Origin of the sequence: Klebsiella sp. BIGb0138 (genome assembly GCF_004342285.1) — a bacterium.
Taxonomy (GTDB): domain Bacteria; phylum Pseudomonadota; class Gammaproteobacteria; order Enterobacterales; family Enterobacteriaceae; genus Klebsiella.
Map to the genome: position 1 here is coordinate 1 of NZ_SMCV01000017.1, position 15442 is coordinate 15442.

Annotated in this window: 13 protein-coding genes; 6 read left to right on the forward strand and 7 right to left on the reverse strand. The window is 53.2% G+C overall.

What is annotated here, in order from left to right:
- Nucleotides 1-185: 185 nt before the first annotated feature.
- Nucleotides 186-689 (reverse strand): molybdopterin-guanine dinucleotide biosynthesis protein MobB, encoded by a 504-nt coding sequence (mobB, locus tag EDF73_RS25625; RefSeq protein WP_132731764.1) that lies wholly within the window; start codon nucleotides 687-689, stop codon nucleotides 186-188.
- 2 nt (nucleotides 690-691) lie between these two features.
- Entirely contained in the window at nucleotides 692-1267 is a 576-nt protein-coding gene (gene mobA / locus EDF73_RS25630) for a molybdenum cofactor guanylyltransferase MobA (RefSeq protein ID WP_132731765.1), read from the reverse strand.
- Nucleotides 1268-1338: 71 nt separating this feature from the next.
- Between mobA and EDF73_RS25635 the strand changes: the two genes are divergently transcribed.
- The 3 genes from EDF73_RS25635 (at nucleotide 1339) to dsbA (ending at nucleotide 3321) form a co-directional block, all read left to right on the forward strand.
- Nucleotides 1339-1608: a YihD family protein gene (locus EDF73_RS25635; protein WP_132731766.1), complete on the forward strand. Its 270-nt coding sequence runs from the start codon at nucleotides 1339-1341 to the stop codon at nucleotides 1606-1608.
- Between the two features lie 75 nt (nucleotides 1609-1683).
- Nucleotides 1684-2670 carry a serine/threonine protein kinase gene (locus EDF73_RS25640; protein WP_132731767.1) on the forward strand — a complete coding sequence of 329 codons (987 nt, stop codon included), beginning with the start codon at nucleotides 1684-1686 and terminating at the stop codon, nucleotides 2668-2670.
- A gap of 27 nt (nucleotides 2671-2697) precedes the next feature.
- The gene (gene dsbA / locus EDF73_RS25645) at nucleotides 2698-3321 is read left to right on the forward strand and encodes a thiol:disulfide interchange protein DsbA (protein WP_132731768.1); all 624 of its coding nucleotides are present in this window, start codon (nucleotides 2698-2700) and stop codon (nucleotides 3319-3321) included.
- Between the two features lie 49 nt (nucleotides 3322-3370).
- Here the strand turns inward: dsbA and EDF73_RS25650 are convergent, their stop codons facing one another.
- Nucleotides 3371-4270, reverse strand: coding sequence for an acyltransferase (locus tag EDF73_RS25650; RefSeq protein ID WP_132731769.1), 900 nt, complete (start codon nucleotides 4268-4270; stop codon nucleotides 3371-3373).
- 396 nt (nucleotides 4271-4666) lie between these two features.
- On the opposite strand from EDF73_RS25650, the gene polA reads away from it, so the two are divergent.
- Nucleotides 4667-7456, forward strand: a complete 2790-nt coding sequence (gene polA / locus EDF73_RS25660) for a DNA polymerase I (RefSeq protein ID WP_132731770.1) — start codon at nucleotides 4667-4669, stop codon at nucleotides 7454-7456.
- Nucleotides 7457-7804: 348 nt separating this feature from the next.
- Here the strand turns inward: polA and yihA are convergent, their stop codons facing one another.
- On the reverse strand, nucleotides 7805-8437 hold the full coding sequence (gene yihA, locus EDF73_RS25665) for a ribosome biogenesis GTP-binding protein YihA/YsxC (protein WP_132731771.1): 633 nt from the start codon (nucleotides 8435-8437) through the stop codon (nucleotides 7805-7807).
- Between the two features lie 587 nt (nucleotides 8438-9024).
- On the opposite strand from yihA, the gene yihI reads away from it, so the two are divergent.
- Both yihI and hemN read left to right on the forward strand, forming a co-directional pair.
- The gene (gene yihI, locus EDF73_RS25675; protein ID WP_132731773.1) at nucleotides 9025-9531 is read left to right on the forward strand and encodes a Der GTPase-activating protein YihI; all 507 of its coding nucleotides are present in this window, start codon (nucleotides 9025-9027) and stop codon (nucleotides 9529-9531) included.
- 188 nt (nucleotides 9532-9719) lie between these two features.
- Nucleotides 9720-11093 carry an oxygen-independent coproporphyrinogen III oxidase gene (hemN, locus tag EDF73_RS25685; protein WP_132731775.1) on the forward strand — a complete coding sequence of 458 codons (1374 nt, stop codon included), beginning with the start codon at nucleotides 9720-9722 and terminating at the stop codon, nucleotides 11091-11093.
- 43 nt (nucleotides 11094-11136) lie between these two features.
- Here the strand turns inward: hemN and glnG are convergent, their stop codons facing one another.
- The 3 genes from glnG to glnA all read right to left on the reverse strand — a co-directional run bounded on the left by glnG (nucleotide 11137) and on the right by glnA (nucleotide 15201).
- Entirely contained in the window at nucleotides 11137-12546 is a 1410-nt protein-coding gene (gene glnG / locus EDF73_RS25690; RefSeq protein WP_132731776.1) for a nitrogen regulation protein NR(I), read from the reverse strand.
- Nucleotides 12547-12554: 8 nt separating this feature from the next.
- Nucleotides 12555-13604: a nitrogen regulation protein NR(II) gene (gene glnL, locus EDF73_RS25695; RefSeq protein ID WP_132731777.1), complete on the reverse strand. Its 1050-nt coding sequence runs from the start codon at nucleotides 13602-13604 to the stop codon at nucleotides 12555-12557.
- A gap of 187 nt (nucleotides 13605-13791) precedes the next feature.
- Nucleotides 13792-15201, reverse strand: coding sequence for a glutamate--ammonia ligase (gene glnA / locus EDF73_RS25700; protein ID WP_132731778.1), 1410 nt, complete (start codon nucleotides 15199-15201; stop codon nucleotides 13792-13794).
- Nucleotides 15202-15442 lie beyond the last annotated feature (241 nt).

A 15442-nucleotide genomic window follows, 5' to 3' on the forward strand; every position in this document is an offset into this window, starting at 1 on the left:
GATGGTAGTGTGGGGTCTCCCCATGTGAGAGTAGGGAACTGCCAGGCATCAAATCAGTAAGAAGCCCATCCTCGCGGATGGGCTTTTTGCGTTTTCAGCCAATGGAAAACCCGCTACGATCTCGCTCGCTATAGCGGGTGCATATCCACTCTTCTGTCGCCCCCGCGCACTTGATTCCGCAGATCTTATCTTCTTAGCCATTGCAGAATAAATGCCGTAATCTGCGGAACATTATTTAAATCGAGCAGCGGTAGTGAAGTTTCCACATAGGTATCGCTGGCCACGGCAATAACGTGCTCATCCACAACAAGATCGTCGACACTATGCCCGCTGTCCTGGCGAAAAAGCAGGATCTTCGCCACCGGTTCATGCTTAAATCCTTCGACCAGAACTAAATCCAGTTTTGAGGCGTCCATTCTGCTGACCAACCACGTCAAATCAGGTTCTTCTGCATCTGGTGTTTCGGTCATTAGCGCCCAGCGCTGCGAACTGGCTACGATAGTCTGTGCTGCCCCGGCTTTGCGCAATTCATAGCTGTCTTTTCCGGGTTTATCGACGTCCATATTATGATGGGTATGCTTTATCAGACCGGGACGCAGGCCTTCCGCACATAATGCCGGGATCAGTTTTTTTAGCAGCGTTGTTTTGCCGCTGCCGCTCCAGGCGGAAATGGCGAGAACGGGGATCATGGTTACTCCTGCATATTCTGCAAATCATCAAGGGTGTTGACGTTAATGAATGCCGATCTCACATCGCTAAAATCGACGCTATGCCCACCGCTGTTGCGCATAAAGACCATCACTCGTCGCTCACCGGCGGCAAGATAGGCGGCCAGCGAGGGAATTAAGCGTCGATGCATCAGGGCGATGGCCGGATGATCCCGCTCTCCATCATGCGCCCAGACGACGGCGGCGGATTTTTTCTGCTGTATAAAGCGCTCAACTAAAAACGCGGGGATAAACGGCGTATCGCAAGGACAAAACACAAACCATTCACCCTCTATCTGCTGCATGATGGATAGCATACCGGCCAGCGGTCCGGGAAAGTCGGTGAGGGTATCGCGATAAATCGGGTAACCACTGGCGTGCCAGCTATCGAGATTACGGTTGGCGCTGATCGCCAGGCTTGTTACCTGAGGAGCCAGCGTATCGGCGACATACCGCCACAATGGTTTACCCTTGAGTAGCTGTAACCCTTTATCCGCTCCCCCCATCCGGGTGGCCCTCCCACCCGCTAACACGACGCCGGTTATTGCCTCGCCTTGCATATGAATATCGCCTCTTTCTTTGTGGGATTGACCCTGTTAACTTGTCCCTATCAAGAGTAAGGAGCATGACCATGAAATGTAAACGTCTGAATGAAGTAATTGAACTCCTCCAGCCTGCCTGGCAAAAAGAGCCCGAACTGAACCTGATGCAATTCTTGCAGAAACTGGCAAAAGAGGCCGGTTACGATGGCGAACTGACCGATCTTTCCGACGATATCCTGATTTATCACCTGAAAATGCGTGACTCGGCAAAAGAAGCGGTTATTCCAGGGATTCAGAAAGATTATGAAGAGGATTTCAAAACGGCGTTACTACGCGCTCGCGGTGTGATTAAAGAGTAAAAGGTTGTAAGTGCTGCCGCGGAACGCGTTATGAGATGATATCCTGAACTATTCGTACGATTATCGGATGTCAGGATGCACGATAAGGCTTTTAATTTTCAGACGCTTCACCCGGATACCATTATTGATGGGCTATTTGATCTGGGTATGCGGGTAGATTCTGGTCTCACCCCGCTTAACAGCTATGAAAACCGGGTTTACCAGTTTCAGGACGAAGATCGCCGCCGCTATGTGGTGAAGTTCTATCGTCCTGAACGTTGGTCTGCTGAACAGATCCTCGAAGAACACCAGTTCACTCTCCAGCTCGAACAGGATGATGTTCCTGTCGCTGCGCCATTATTGTTCAATGACACTACCCTTCATCAACACCAGGGTTTCTATTTTGCCGTGTTCCCGAGCCTTGGCGGACGCCAGTTTGAGTCCGATAACCTCGATCAAATGGAGTCGGTCGGGCGTTATCTGGGGCGTTTACACCAGACCGGGCGCAAACAGCGCTTCGTGGCACGTCCGGAAATTGGAGTGGATGAATATTTACTCGCACCGCGAGAAGTCTTTGAACACGCAAAATTGATACCGGCGGGCCTGAAGGAGAGCTTTCTCCGTGCCGCAGATAAACTGATTGCAGCCGTCATGGCGCAGTGGCATGGCAATGCGGATACGCTGCGCCTGCACGGCGATTGCCACGCCGGAAATATTCTCTGGCGCGATGGCCCGCTGTTTGTCGATTTAGACGATGCCCGCACCGGCCCGGCGATCCAGGATCTGTGGATGCTGCTAAACGGCGATAAAGCCGAGCAGCGCATGCAGCTGGAGATGATCGTTGAGGCTTACGAAGAATTCAGTCCCTTTAATGCCGATGAGCTCGCGCTTATCGAACCTTTACGTGCCATGCGGTTAGTTTATTATCTGGCATGGTTGCTCAGACGCTGGGACGATCCTGCTTTCCCTATCAATTTCCCGTGGTTAACCGGGGAAGATTACTGGCGTGGGCAGATAACAACTTTTCTTGAGCAGGTGAAGGTTCTGCAAGAACCCCCTCTTCAGTTAACGCCAATGTATTAATCTGATATTTCCAGGAGAGAGTTAAAAATGAAAAAAATTTGGCTGGCGCTGGCTGGTATGATTCTGGCTTTTAGTGCATCCGCTGCCCAGATCACCGACGGTAAGCAGTATATCACCCTTGATAAGCCGGTGGCCGGGGAGCCTCAGGTACTTGAGTTCTTCTCGTTCTACTGCCCACACTGCTATCAGTTTGAAGAGGTGCTGCACGTTTCTGATAACGTGAAGAAAAAGCTGCCGGAAGGCGTCAAAATGACCAAGTACCACGTTGAGTTCCTGGGGCCGTTGGGTAAAGATTTAACCCAGGCATGGGCGGTCGCGATGGCGCTGGGCGTTGAAGATAAAGTGACGGTACCGATGTTTGAAGCGGTGCAGAAAACGCAAACCGTACAAACGGTAGCCGATATCCGTAAAGTCTTTGTTGATGCCGGCGTGAAGGGGGAAGATTACGATGCGGCCTGGAACAGCTTCGTGGTGAAATCTCTGGTTGCCCAACAAGAGAAAGCCGCCGCTGACCTGCAGCTGCAGGGAGTCCCGGCCATGTACGTTAACGGTAAATATCAGCTGAACCCGCAAGGGATGGATACCAGCAATATGGACGTATTTGTCGCCCAGTATGCGGATACCGTTAAGCAGTTGGTTGAGAAGAAGTAAAAAAAACGCCGGTCGATGACCGGCGTTGTTGTTTTCAGACGTAATAATCCTACTTTTCATTCCGCCGCATGATTTCCGTCAGCTGGGCGTCTTTCTCTTCCCATAACGTATTTAGCCAACGCTGAAAGCGGCGCTTAAAGTTTTTGTCGTTCACGTAGTCGCCATGCAGATCGTCAGCGACGGGGAGCATATTGACGCGTACTACGATACGGGTCAGGCGGCCGCTTAGCATGTCGAAAAACGGTCTCTGATTGTTCTCCGGGTAGCATAATGTCACGTTCAGCAGCTTATCAAACTGGGCGCCAAGGACGTTTAACGCCATTGCGATACCTGCCGCTTTCGGCGGTAATAAATTACGGTAAGGCGAACGGGTCTGGCGCTGCTTCTCTTCCGTAAAGCGCGAACCTTCGACGAAGTTGACGATAGTGGTCGGGTGCGAACGGAATTTTTCGCAGGAACGACGGGTGGTTTCAACGTCTTTACCGCGACGCTCCGGGTGGCGAATTAAATAGCCACGCGAGTAGCGGCGCATGAAGGGCATATCCAGCGCCCAGCAGGCCAGACCGATAAAGGGCACCCAGGCGAGCTGCTGCTTGAGAAAGTATTTATTCATCGGGATGTGCTTACGGAACAACACGCAAAGCACCACGATATCTGCCCAGCTATGATGGTTGCTGATAAGCAGATACCAGTTTTTTTTATTTAAGCCATCAAGGCCCTGCACGTCCCATTTCAGCCCGGGGTTCAGGTAAAGCAGTATCGCCAATCCCTCACACCAGCAGTACATCATGAAATTGCAGAAACGGGATATCGCACGCCATACCGCAGGAATGGGTACAAGAAGTTTAATCAGCCCGGCGAAGATTATCGGTACGGAACAGATAATGGTGACTACGATGGTAAGGGCGATACTCAGCGGAAGTGTTATCGCAGCGAGTAATCTCGACATAGTTAGTTTATTCAGAAAGTTAGGCTGATAAAGAGCGCAGTTAAACCGTGCAAGAGGCTGATTTTACCAGAAAACGCGGCAAATGACGGGTCTTCGCAGAACAGAAAAACAGGCGGATCTTATATCCACATGGAACATTGAGTCATTAGAATGATATTAAAAACCAGGATCTATGATTAACTATATGATTAATAAGCATTAATTATATTTCCGTTTATTTTGTTTAGGGTGGATCGGCTACTCTGATAAAACTATGCACAAACTTATCCACAGATATCACCACCGCACGATCGACCAGATCGATGAATCTTTTTGGTGAAATGCGGGAAAAATTCAGGTTTTCAGGCGCGTCTGTGGCATCCTTTACCCATAATCTGATAAACAGGCACGGAAATTATGGTTCAGATCCCAGAAAACCCTCTCATCCTCGTTGACGGCTCCTCTTACCTTTACCGGGCGTATCACGCTTTCCCGCCGCTGACCAACAGCGCAGGTGAGCCGACCGGCGCAATGTATGGCGTGCTGAATATGCTGCGCAGCCTGATCCTGCAGTATCAACCGACTCATGCTGTTGTGGTTTTTGATGCTAAAGGAAAAACCTTCCGTGACGAACTGTTTGAGCATTACAAATCCCACCGTCCGCCGATGCCGGACGATCTGCGGGCGCAGATCGAACCGTTGCATGCCATGGTGAAGGCGATGGGGCTGCCGCTGATGGCGGTTCCGGGCGTCGAGGCGGATGATGTTATCGGAACGCTGGCGCGTGAAGCGGAAAATGCGGGCCGCCCGGTGCTGATCAGCACCGGTGATAAAGATATGGCGCAGCTGGTTACGCCGGGCATTACCCTGATTAATACCATGACTAACACCATCCTTGGTCCGGATGAAGTGGTGACGAAATACGGCGTCCCGCCGGAGCTGATTATCGATTTCCTCGCGCTGATGGGCGACTCCTCGGATAACATTCCGGGCGTACCCGGCGTGGGTGAGAAAACGGCTCAGGCGCTGCTGCAGGGGCTGGGTGGGCTGGATACCTTATACGCTGAGCCCGATAAAATTGCCGGTCTGAGCTTCCGCGGCGCCAAAACGATGGCCGCGAAACTGGAGCAAAACAAAGAGGTGGCCTACCTCTCGTATCAGCTGGCCACCATTAAAACCGACGTCGAGCTGGATCTGCGCTGCGAAGAGCTGCACGTCCTGCAGCCGGCAGCGGACGATCTACTGGCGCTATTCAAAAAATATGAATTTAAGCGCTGGATCACCGATGTTGAATCCGGCAAATGGATGCAGGCAAAGGGCGGTAAACCGGCGGCAAAACCGGCAGAAGCTGCCGCTGTCGTTGCGGAAGAGGACGTTGAGGCCGCGGCCACGCTGTCTGCGGAAAACTACGTCACGATTCTTGATGAACAGACGTTGACTGAATGGATCGCGAAGCTGAAGAAAGCGCCGCTGTTTGCCTTTGATACGGAAACGGACAGCCTGGATAATATCTCCGCCAATATGGTGGGCCTGTCGTTTGCTATTGAACCCGGTATTGCGGCCTACGTCCCGGTTGCACATGATTATCTCGATGCGCCGGATCAGATCCCTCGGGAGCGCGTGCTGGAGCTGCTGAAACCGCTGCTGGAAGATAAGAATCTGCTGAAGGTCGGGCAAAACCTGAAATATGACCGCGGCATTCTGGCTAACTATGACATTGAGCTTCGCGGTATCGCCTTTGACACCATGCTGGAGTCCTACATCCTCGATAGCGTGGCGGGACGTCATGATATGGATAGTCTCGCCGATCGTTGGCTGAAGCATAAAACCATTACCTTTGAAGAGATTGCCGGGAAGGGGAAAAACCAGCTCACCTTTAACCAGATTGCGCTGGAAGAAGCAGGCCGCTATGCGGCGGAAGATGCTGATGTCACCTTGCAACTGCACCTGAAAATGTGGCCGAAACTGCAGCAGCATGAAGGCCCGCTGAATATTTTTAAAAATATTGAGATGCCGCTGGTGCCGGTGCTATCCCGCGTTGAACGTAACGGGGTCAAAATTGACCCGGCCGTACTGCATGCCCATTCACAGGAAATCGCTAAACGCCTGATCGAGCTGGAGCAGAAGGCCTACGAGATCGCGGGCGAAGAGTTCAACCTCTCTTCACCCAAACAGCTACAAACTATTCTTTTTGAAAAACAGGGTATTAAGCCGCTGAAGAAAACGCCGGGCGGCGCGCCTTCCACGTCGGAAGAGGTGCTGGAAGAGCTGGCGCTGGATTATCCGCTACCGAAAGTCATTCTCGAGTATCGCGGGCTGGCGAAGCTGAAGTCGACGTATACCGACAAACTGCCGCTGATGATAAACCCAAAAACCGGCCGCGTGCATACCTCTTATCATCAGGCCGTAACGGCGACCGGACGCCTGTCTTCGACCGATCCGAACCTGCAGAACATTCCGGTGCGTAACGAAGAAGGGCGTCGTATTCGCCAGGCGTTTATTGCTCCGCAAGATTACCTCATCGTTTCTGCCGACTACTCGCAAATCGAGTTGCGCATTATGGCGCATCTGTCACGCGATAACGGCCTGCTGACCGCCTTTGCCGAAGGTAAAGATATCCACCGTGCGACGGCGGCAGAGGTCTTTGGCCTGCCGCTTGAGAGCGTGAGTAACGAGCAGCGCCGGAGTGCCAAAGCGATTAACTTTGGCCTGATTTATGGTATGAGCGCATTTGGCCTCGCGCGGCAGCTCAACATTCCGCGTAAAGAAGCGCAGAAATACATGGATCTCTACTTCGAGCGCTATCCGGGCGTGCTGGATTATATGGAACGTACCCGGGCGCAGGCGAAAGAGCAGGGGTATGTCGAAACGCTGGATGGCCGTCGTCTGTACCTCCCGGACATCAAATCCAGTAACGGAGCCCGGCGTGCCGGCGCTGAACGTGCGGCGATCAACGCCCCGATGCAGGGTACCGCCGCGGACATTATCAAGCGCGCGATGATCGCCGTTGATCAATGGCTGCTGAGCGAGAAACCGCGGGTGCGGATGATCATGCAGGTGCACGATGAACTGGTCTTTGAAGTGCATAAAGACGATCTCGACACCGTGGCGAAAAAGGTCCATGAGCTGATGGAAAATAGCACGACGCTGGCGGTGCCGCTGCTGGTGGAAGTGGGAAGTGGGGAAAACTGGGATCAAGCGCACTAAGTATTCAGTGGATAAGGTGATTTTCTGTAAGTAAGCAACATAACTTATAGCGTTTTGTGATGACCATTTGAATTTGCTATGTAAAGAGTGAAAAAAAACTACAAAAAGTGCTTTCTCCGTAACCAAAAGAAGAGTAGAGTTAACGACGTAGGGTACAGAGGTAAGATGTTCTATCTTTCAGACCTTTTACTTCACGTAATCGGATTTGGCTGAATATTTTAGCCGCCCCGGTCATTTATGACCGGGGCGTTTTTTATTGCGCGAAAGAAATGTTTTGCGCGCAGTGGCGGGGAAACGATGCCGCCCGGACAAGGCGCGAGCGCCGCTATCCGGGGGAAACAACGGAGATTATTCCCCGTCGGCGATCTCTTCCTGAGGAGGGATCTCGTTGAACCAGCTATCGAGTTTCTGTCGCAGTTTATCCACGCCGGATTTCTTCAGCGAAGAGAAAGGTTCGACCTGTACATCGCCATTAAAGGCGAGAACCGCTTCGCGCACCATATTCACCTGCGCTTTACACGCCCCGCTGGCCAGCTTATCGGCTTTTGTCAGCAGCACCAGAACCTGAATATCGCTTTCTACCGCCCATTCAATCATTTGCTGGTCAAGGTCTTTCAGCGGATGGCGGATATCCATCAACACCACCAGTCCTTTCAGGCACAGACGTTTCTCCAGGTATTCACCCAGCGCCCGCTGCCATTTGATCTTCATCTCCTCGGGGACCTGAGCGTAGCCATAGCCCGGAAGGTCGACCAGGCGTTTGCCTTCGGCGACTTCGAACAGGTTAATAAGCTGGGTGCGGCCAGGCGTCTTTGAAGTACGCGCCAGGCTTTTCTGGTTGGTGAGCGTATTCAGGGCGCTGGATTTCCCCGCATTTGAGCGGCCAGCAAACGCGACTTCGATGCCGGTATCGGCTGGAAGATGGCGGATATCGGGTGCGCTGGTGACAAAATGCGTCTGTTGATAATTCCAGTTGGTCAAGACAGTCGTCTCCGTTAAATAAGGCTATGGTGGGGAGTATACCTGAACAGCAGAAAAAGACTGTTTTTACCGCATTTCTCTGATGTAAGTAAAAACCACATGCTTTGTGAGACATTGTCCATTCAATATAGGGGAGATTGATGAGAAACGCCCGACATTAACATAATAAAAATATTAAAAATCAAACCATTAAATAAAAAGAAAAATCTTAAATACCAAAATTTACCCGCGGGTTGGTTGTCGATTTCTCTTAACCCGGTAAAGTAATGGGCAACGGCGAGGAAGCCGGGAGGATGAAGACTCAGGATGAGGGGTCAGGAGCGCCAGGAGGCGAAGACCAGGGATGACTGTCAGGATGACAAACGTCTGGAGACGTTTTGACAAGGAAAGGGATGTAACAGGGAACGTTATTCGCCAAAGGAAAGACAGGGTGCGTCGTTGGCGAACAGGGAAAGTGGAAACCCGTTGCGGGTTTGTGAGTGAGGAAAAAGGCGGCAGAGTAATCTGTCGCCTTTTTTCTTTGCTTGCTTTCTGCTAGATTCCGCCTCAATTCTATACTGAAGAAAACGAATCTGAAGATCACACACATGAAAAAACCGACATCCGTACCCCGTGGCAAAATACATCGCAAGACGCGTGAAGAAATGAATCAGGAATCTCGCGATCGTAAGCGCCAGAAGAAACATCGTGGTCACGCGGCGGGTAGTCGCGCAACCGGCGGTGATGCAGTTTCGTCCGGTAATAAGCAGGGCCAACAGCAAGATCCGCGTATTGGTAGTAAAAAACCGATTCCGCTGGGCGTGACTGAAAGCACCCCGGCTATTAAGCAGCACAAACCGAAGAGCGAGAAACCTATGCTTTCACCACAGGCTGAGCTGGATTTGCTGGAAAACGATGAGCGCCTGGACGCGCTGCTGGAACGTCTGGAAGAGGGGGGTTCCCTGAATGCTGAAGAGCAGTCCTGGGTCGATGCCAAACTCGATCGTATTGATGCGCTGATGCAACAGCTGGGTCTGTCCTACGATGATGACGAGGATGAGGAAGAAGAGGAGCGTCAGGAAGATATGATGCGCCTGCTGAAGGGTGGAAACTAACGTTTGCACTCAGTCGGATTCCCGGTCCTGCTTATAACCCTTCTGGTTATATGTTATCTGCTGTGGTTATTCGTTAAACTACGACGGTTGTCGCGGCGTCAGAAATGGCTGCGCAACCGGCTCATTACCCGAGGTGCGGTTGGGCCGGGGCGGCGTACCCGCCGGCGGCACCATCGGAAGGAGTGAGCATGTCTGTGCAGTTAATCGACTGGGATCTGGCCCTGATCCAGAAATATAACTATTCCGGGCCGCGTTATACTTCGTACCCCACCGCGCTGGAGTTTTCCCCTGAATTCGGCGCCGCTGAGTTCAATGAGGCGGTGGCCCGCTATCCGCAGCGCCCGCTATCGCTGTATGTGCATATCCCGTTTTGCCATAAGCTCTGCTATTTCTGCGGCTGCAATAAAATCGTGACCCGCCAGCAGCATAAAGCCGACCAGTATCTGGATGTGCTGGAACAGGAAATTAGCCACCGTGCGCCGCTTTTTAGCGCGCGTCAGGTCAAACAGCTGCACTGGGGCGGCGGTACGCCAACCTATTTGAACAAAGCGCAAATCAGCCGTCTGATGCATTTGCTGCGCAGCCATTTCCATTTTACCGCCGATGCCGAAATCTCGATCGAAGTCGACCCGCGTGAAATTGAGCTGGATGTGCTGGATCATTTGCGATCCGCCGGCTTCAATCGCCTGAGTATGGGCGTGCAGGACTTCAATAAAGAGGTGCAGCGCCTGGTGAACCGTGAGCAGGATGAAGCGTTTATCTTTGCGTTGCTTAACCATGCGCGTGAGATTGGCTTTACCTCCACCAATATCGACCTGATTTACGGCCTGCCGAAACAAACGGCGGAAAGTTTTGCTTTTACGCTGCAAAAAGTGGCCGAGCTCAATCCCGATCGCCTGAGCGTATTTAACTATGCGCATTTGCCGACGCTCTTCGCTGCGCAACGTAAAATCAAAGATGTCGACCTGCCTTCGGCGCAACAGAAGCTGGATATCCTGCAAGAGACCATCGCCTCGCTCACTGACGCAGGCTACCAGTTTATTGGTATGGATCACTTTGCGCGCCCGGATGATGAGCTGGCTATCGCTCAGCGCGAGGGCGTGCTGCATCGCAACTTCCAGGGCTACACCACCCAGGGCGATACGGACCTGCTGGGGATGGGGGTGTCGGCGATCAGCATGATTGGCGACAGCTATGCGCAGAACCAGAAAGAGCTGAAGCACTATTATCAACAGGTTGATGAAACCGGGAACGCCCTGTGGCGCGGTATTACGCTGACCCGTGATGACTGCATTCGTCGCGATGTGATCAAAGCGCTGATTTGCCAGTTTGCGCTCGATTTCGCCGCGGTCGAAGCGCAATGGGAGGTGGATTTCCCGTCCTATTTTGCTGAAGATCTGGCGCTGCTGGCGCCGTTGGCAAAAGATGGGCTGGTGGATGTGGACGAAAAGGGAATTCAGGTGACGGCGAAAGGTCGGCTGCTGATTCGCAATATCTGCATGTGCTTTGATACCTACCTGCGCCAGAAAGCGCGGATGCAGCAGTTCTCCCGGGTCATTTAAGCGCTTCCCCGGCGGGCGTGATGCCTGCCGGGGGAGAGAGCCGTTACTCCATACCCAGTTCTTTTAGCTTGCGCGTCAGCGTATTACGCCCCCAGCCCAGCAGGCGTGCCGCCTCCTGCTTGTGCCCTTGCGTATGGCGCAGCGCGGTGGTCAGCAGCGTCCGCTCCATTTCCGGCTGAGCCTCAGAGAGCAGGTTTTGATGACCGGAACGCAGGGCGCGATCGGCCCATTGCCCTAACAAGGTTGCCCAGCTATCAGGCTGCATATGGGTGGGACTATCCGGAATCGAGGTTTCAAACAGTTCGCTGGGAAGATCCTGAGTCAGAACTTCCTGACCCGCGGCCATCACCGTCAGCCAGCGGCAGGTGTTTTCCAGCTGACGTACGTTACCGGGCCAGGCTAAACGGGTTAACGCGGTTTCGGTTTCCGGATGAAGCTGTTTGGCTTCGACTCCCAGCTCGCGGGCGGCAATCTGCAGGAAATGGCGCGCCAGGCGGGGAATATCCTCACGGCGTTCGCGCAGCGGCGGGAGATGAACGCGAATGACGTTCAGGCGATGGAACAGATCCTCGCGGAACTTGCCCTCCTGCACCCGCTGCTCAAGATTCTGGTGGGTCGCGGCAATAATCCGCACGTCCACCTTCACCGGCGCATAGCCGCCCACGCGGTAGAACTGGCCATCGGCCAGCACGCGCAGCAGGCGCGTCTGCACATCGAGCGGCATATCGCCAATTTCATCAAGAAACAGCGTCCCGCCGTCGGCCTGCTCGAAACGCCCCTGGCGCACGGTATTGGCGCCGGTAAAGGCCCCTTTCTCGTGGCCGAACAGTTCGGATTCGATCAGATCTTTTGGAATCGCCGCCATATTCAGCGCGATAAACGGCGCTTTGACCCGCGGGCTATGGCGATGTAAAGCATGGGCGACCAGCTCTTTACCGGTACCGGACTCGCCGTTGATCAAGACGCTGATGGAGGAGCGCGACAGGCGGCCAATGATGCGAAAGACGTCCTGCATCGCTGGCGCTTCGCCAATAATGTCGGCCGTCGGGCTGGTGACCGTAATATTGCGCGGCTGCTGCTGCTCCTGATAGTGGCTGATAGCGCGATCAACCAGAGCGACCGCTTCATCAATATCAAACGGCTTCGGCAGATAATCAAAGGCACCCTGCTGGTAGGCGCTAACCGCGGCATCCAGATCCGAGTGCGCGGTCATTATGATGACCGGAAGCATGGGGTGACGCTGTTTAATTTGTTTCAGTAGCGCCAGACCGTCCATCCCCGGCATACGGATATCAGACAACAAAACATCCGGGGTTTTGGTGGTGAGCGCATCAAGCACTTCGCTGCCGCTTTCAAACGTTGCACAACTCAAGCCTGCCCCGGTGAGCGCGCGTTCAAGCACCCAACGGATGGAGCTATCGTCATCAACGATCCAGGCTATCCCTCGTTGCATAAACACCTCTACTTCCGAATAGGCAGGTATACCGAGAATTCGGTATGCCCTGGCCAACTGGTAAATTCAATTTTGCCGGAGTGCTGATCGATAAGACTGCGGGCAATGGAGAGCCCCAGACCGGTACCGCCTTCGCGACCGCTTACCATGGGATAGAACAGCGTATCCTGTAACTGGGACGGAATGCCCGGACCGTTATCTTCGACATCAATACGCGCGGTCAGACGGTAGCGGACGCCGTGCAGCGTCAACTGGAAGGCGGTACGGGTGCGCAGGATAATCTCACCGCCTTCTGGCCCCAGCGCCTGCAGCGCATTGCGTACGATATTCAGCAAAACCTGTTCGATTTGGTCAGGGTCGTGCGGAAGCTCCGGCAGGCTAGGGTCATAATCACGGATAAGTTTGACGTTATCCGGCAGCTCCATGGAGACCAGCTTCACAACCCGTTCTGCGACCTTATGAATGCTTTCAGTGACGTGCATGCCGGGATGCTGTGGCCCCAGCAGGCGGTCGACCAGATTTCTCAAGCGATCGGCCTGTTCGATAATCACGTTGGTGTATTCCATGAGCGCCGGGTCAGGCAAGGCTTTACTCAACAATTGCGCGGCGCCCCGCAGTCCACCTAACGGATTTTTAATCTCATGAGCCAGCCCGCGGACTAAGTCCCGCGCGGCGATTTGCTGCGCGTGCTGCAGCTGCTCCTGGCTCAATCGGCGCTGATTATCCATGGGGGCCATCTCCAGCAGGATATAGCCTTCCGGCAGGCGCTGTGCCGTCAGAGACAGGATATGCGAGCGGCCGTCGATCACCAGCGTCACTTCGTTATCGGTAAAGCCCTGGCCCGCCAGCAGGCTTTCCTGCATCAGGCCGATATTCAGGGAAAAATAACTCAACAGCTCAGGGAGCGGCGTACCGAAGAGTTTACGTGAACTTTGCGCCAGCAGCTGCTGTGCGGCCGGGTTCGCGTAATGCACCGCCAGCTCGTCATCGACCAATAAGATACTGTTGATTAAAGAGTTAAGGATCTGCCCAGCATCGGGCTGAGTGCCTGTTGCCATCTGACAGTCTCCTGAAAAGAGTGCACCAATTTAGTGCAGTATAGCTTTTTATGAATAAAAAGCGCATGAGATCAGCATGTTGGTGGAGAAAAAAGCCCATCCTGAGATGGGCTGAAAGTTTCCACGGCAACAAAATATCCCGGATACCCCACGCCACAACACGGAATACCCTGGATTTACAGCAAAATTAGACGCTGTAGTACAGCTCGAACTCAACCGGGTGCGGAGTCATACGGATACGGTCATTTTCTTCCATACGCAGAGCAATGTAAGCATCGATAGCGTCGTTAGTGAACACGCCGCCAGCCGTCAGGAACTCACGGTCCGCGTCCAGCGCGTTCAGTGCTTCTTCCAGAGAACCAGCAACCTGTGGGATCTCTTTCGCTTCTTCCGGCGGCAGATCGTACAGGTTTTTGTCCATCGCTTCGCCCGGATGGATTTTGTTCTTGATACCGTCAAGGCCTGCCATCAGCAGTGCTGCGAAGCACAGGTACGGGTTAGCCGCCGGGTCCGGGAAGCGCACTTCAATACGGCGTGCTTTCGGAGAGGTGACGACCGGGATACGGATAGAGGCAGAGCGGTTACGGGCAGAGTAAGCCAGCATAACCGGCGCTTCATAACCCGGGACCAGACGCTTGTAGGAGTTAGTGGTCGGGTTCGCCAGGGCATTGATCGCTTTAGCGTGTTTGATAACGCCGCCGATGTAGTACAGCGCTTGCTCAGACAGGCCGGCATATTTGTCGCCAGAGAACAGGTTAACGCCGTTCTTGGACAGAGACATGTGGCAGTGCATACCGGAACCGTTATCGCCAAACATCGGTTTTGGCATGAAGGTCGCGGTTTTACCGAAGCGGTGAGCGACGTTATGAACCACATATTTGTAGATCTGAATTTCGTCCGCTTTTTTGGTCATGGTGTTAAAGCGGGTCGCGATTTCGTTCTGACCAGCGGTGGCCACTTCGTGGTGGTGAGCTTCAACAACCAGGCCCATCTCTTCCAGGATCATACACATGGTGGAACGGATGTCCTGAGAGGAGTCTACCGGCGGAACCGGGAAGTAACCGCCTTTCACGCCAGGACGGTGACCTTTGTTACCACCTTCATATTTGGTGGCGGAGTTCCATGCGCCTTCGATATCATCGATAGCGACGTGGGAGCCAGAGATAGAGGCGCCAAAGCGGACGTCATCGAACAGGAAGAATTCTGGTTCTGGCCCGAACAGGACGGTGTCTGCCAGACCGGTAGAGCGCAGGTATTCTTCAGCGCGTTTCGCGATGGAGCGCGGATCGCGGTCATAGCCCTGCAGGGTGCCTGGTTCCAGGATATCGCAGCGGATGATCAGCGTCGGTTCTTCATAGAACGGGTCGATCAGCGCGGTGGTCGCATCCGGCATCAGAACCATGTCTGATTCGTTAATACCTTTCCAGCCGCCAATCGAGGAGCCATCAAACATTTTGCCTTCTTCGAAGAATTCGGCATTTACCTGATGAGAAGGAATCGTGACGTGCTGTTCTTTACCTTTGGTATCGGTGAAGCGCAGATCGACAAACTTCACTTCGTGCTCGTTCAGCATCGTCAAAACGTGTTCAGCGGACATACTTAAACTCTCCCGGATTGGTCATTGTCGTCGTGGTAACGAAAACTTTTTTACTACTTAATGTGGCGTTGTTGCCTTAAAATATATAAAGCGAAATCTGTGCCAACTTTTAAATTAGCGGTAAAACGCTGTATCATGCGCACCATAGTGCAAAAGAACTGCACCACGATGGAAATAATGCACCAAAATAGTGCCTCAGTGTGAACATTGAGCACTATTTTGGTGCAGTTTTTGTTGCAGT

Bases quoted from the DNA above. Each gene is read 5' to 3' on its own strand.
- EDF73_RS25650 (WP_132731769.1), bottom strand. From the start codon at position 4,270: ATGTCGAGATTACTCGCTGCGATAACACTTCCGCTGAGTATCGCCCTT.
- hemN (WP_132731775.1), top strand. From the start codon at position 9,720: ATGTCTGTGCAGTTAATCGACTGGGATCTGGCCCTGATCCAGAAATAT.
- glnG (WP_132731776.1), bottom strand. From the start codon at position 12,546: ATGCAACGAGGGATAGCCTGGATCGTTGATGACGATAGCTCCATCCGT.
- dsbA (WP_132731768.1), top strand. From the start codon at position 2,698: ATGAAAAAAATTTGGCTGGCGCTGGCTGGTATGATTCTGGCTTTTAGT.
- glnL (WP_132731777.1), bottom strand. From the start codon at position 13,604: ATGGCAACAGGCACTCAGCCCGATGCTGGGCAGATCCTTAACTCTTTA.
- glnA (WP_132731778.1), bottom strand. From the start codon at position 15,201: ATGTCCGCTGAACACGTTTTGACGATGCTGAACGAGCACGAAGTGAAG.
- yihI (WP_132731773.1), top strand. From the start codon at position 9,025: ATGAAAAAACCGACATCCGTACCCCGTGGCAAAATACATCGCAAGACG.
- EDF73_RS25640 (WP_132731767.1), top strand. From the start codon at position 1,684: ATGCACGATAAGGCTTTTAATTTTCAGACGCTTCACCCGGATACCATT.
- EDF73_RS25635 (WP_132731766.1), top strand. From the start codon at position 1,339: ATGAAATGTAAACGTCTGAATGAAGTAATTGAACTCCTCCAGCCTGCC.
- mobB (WP_132731764.1), bottom strand. From the start codon at position 689: ATGATCCCCGTTCTCGCCATTTCCGCCTGGAGCGGCAGCGGCAAAACA.
- polA (WP_132731770.1), top strand. From the start codon at position 4,667: ATGGTTCAGATCCCAGAAAACCCTCTCATCCTCGTTGACGGCTCCTCT.
- mobA (WP_132731765.1), bottom strand. From the start codon at position 1,267: ATGCAAGGCGAGGCAATAACCGGCGTCGTGTTAGCGGGTGGGAGGGCC.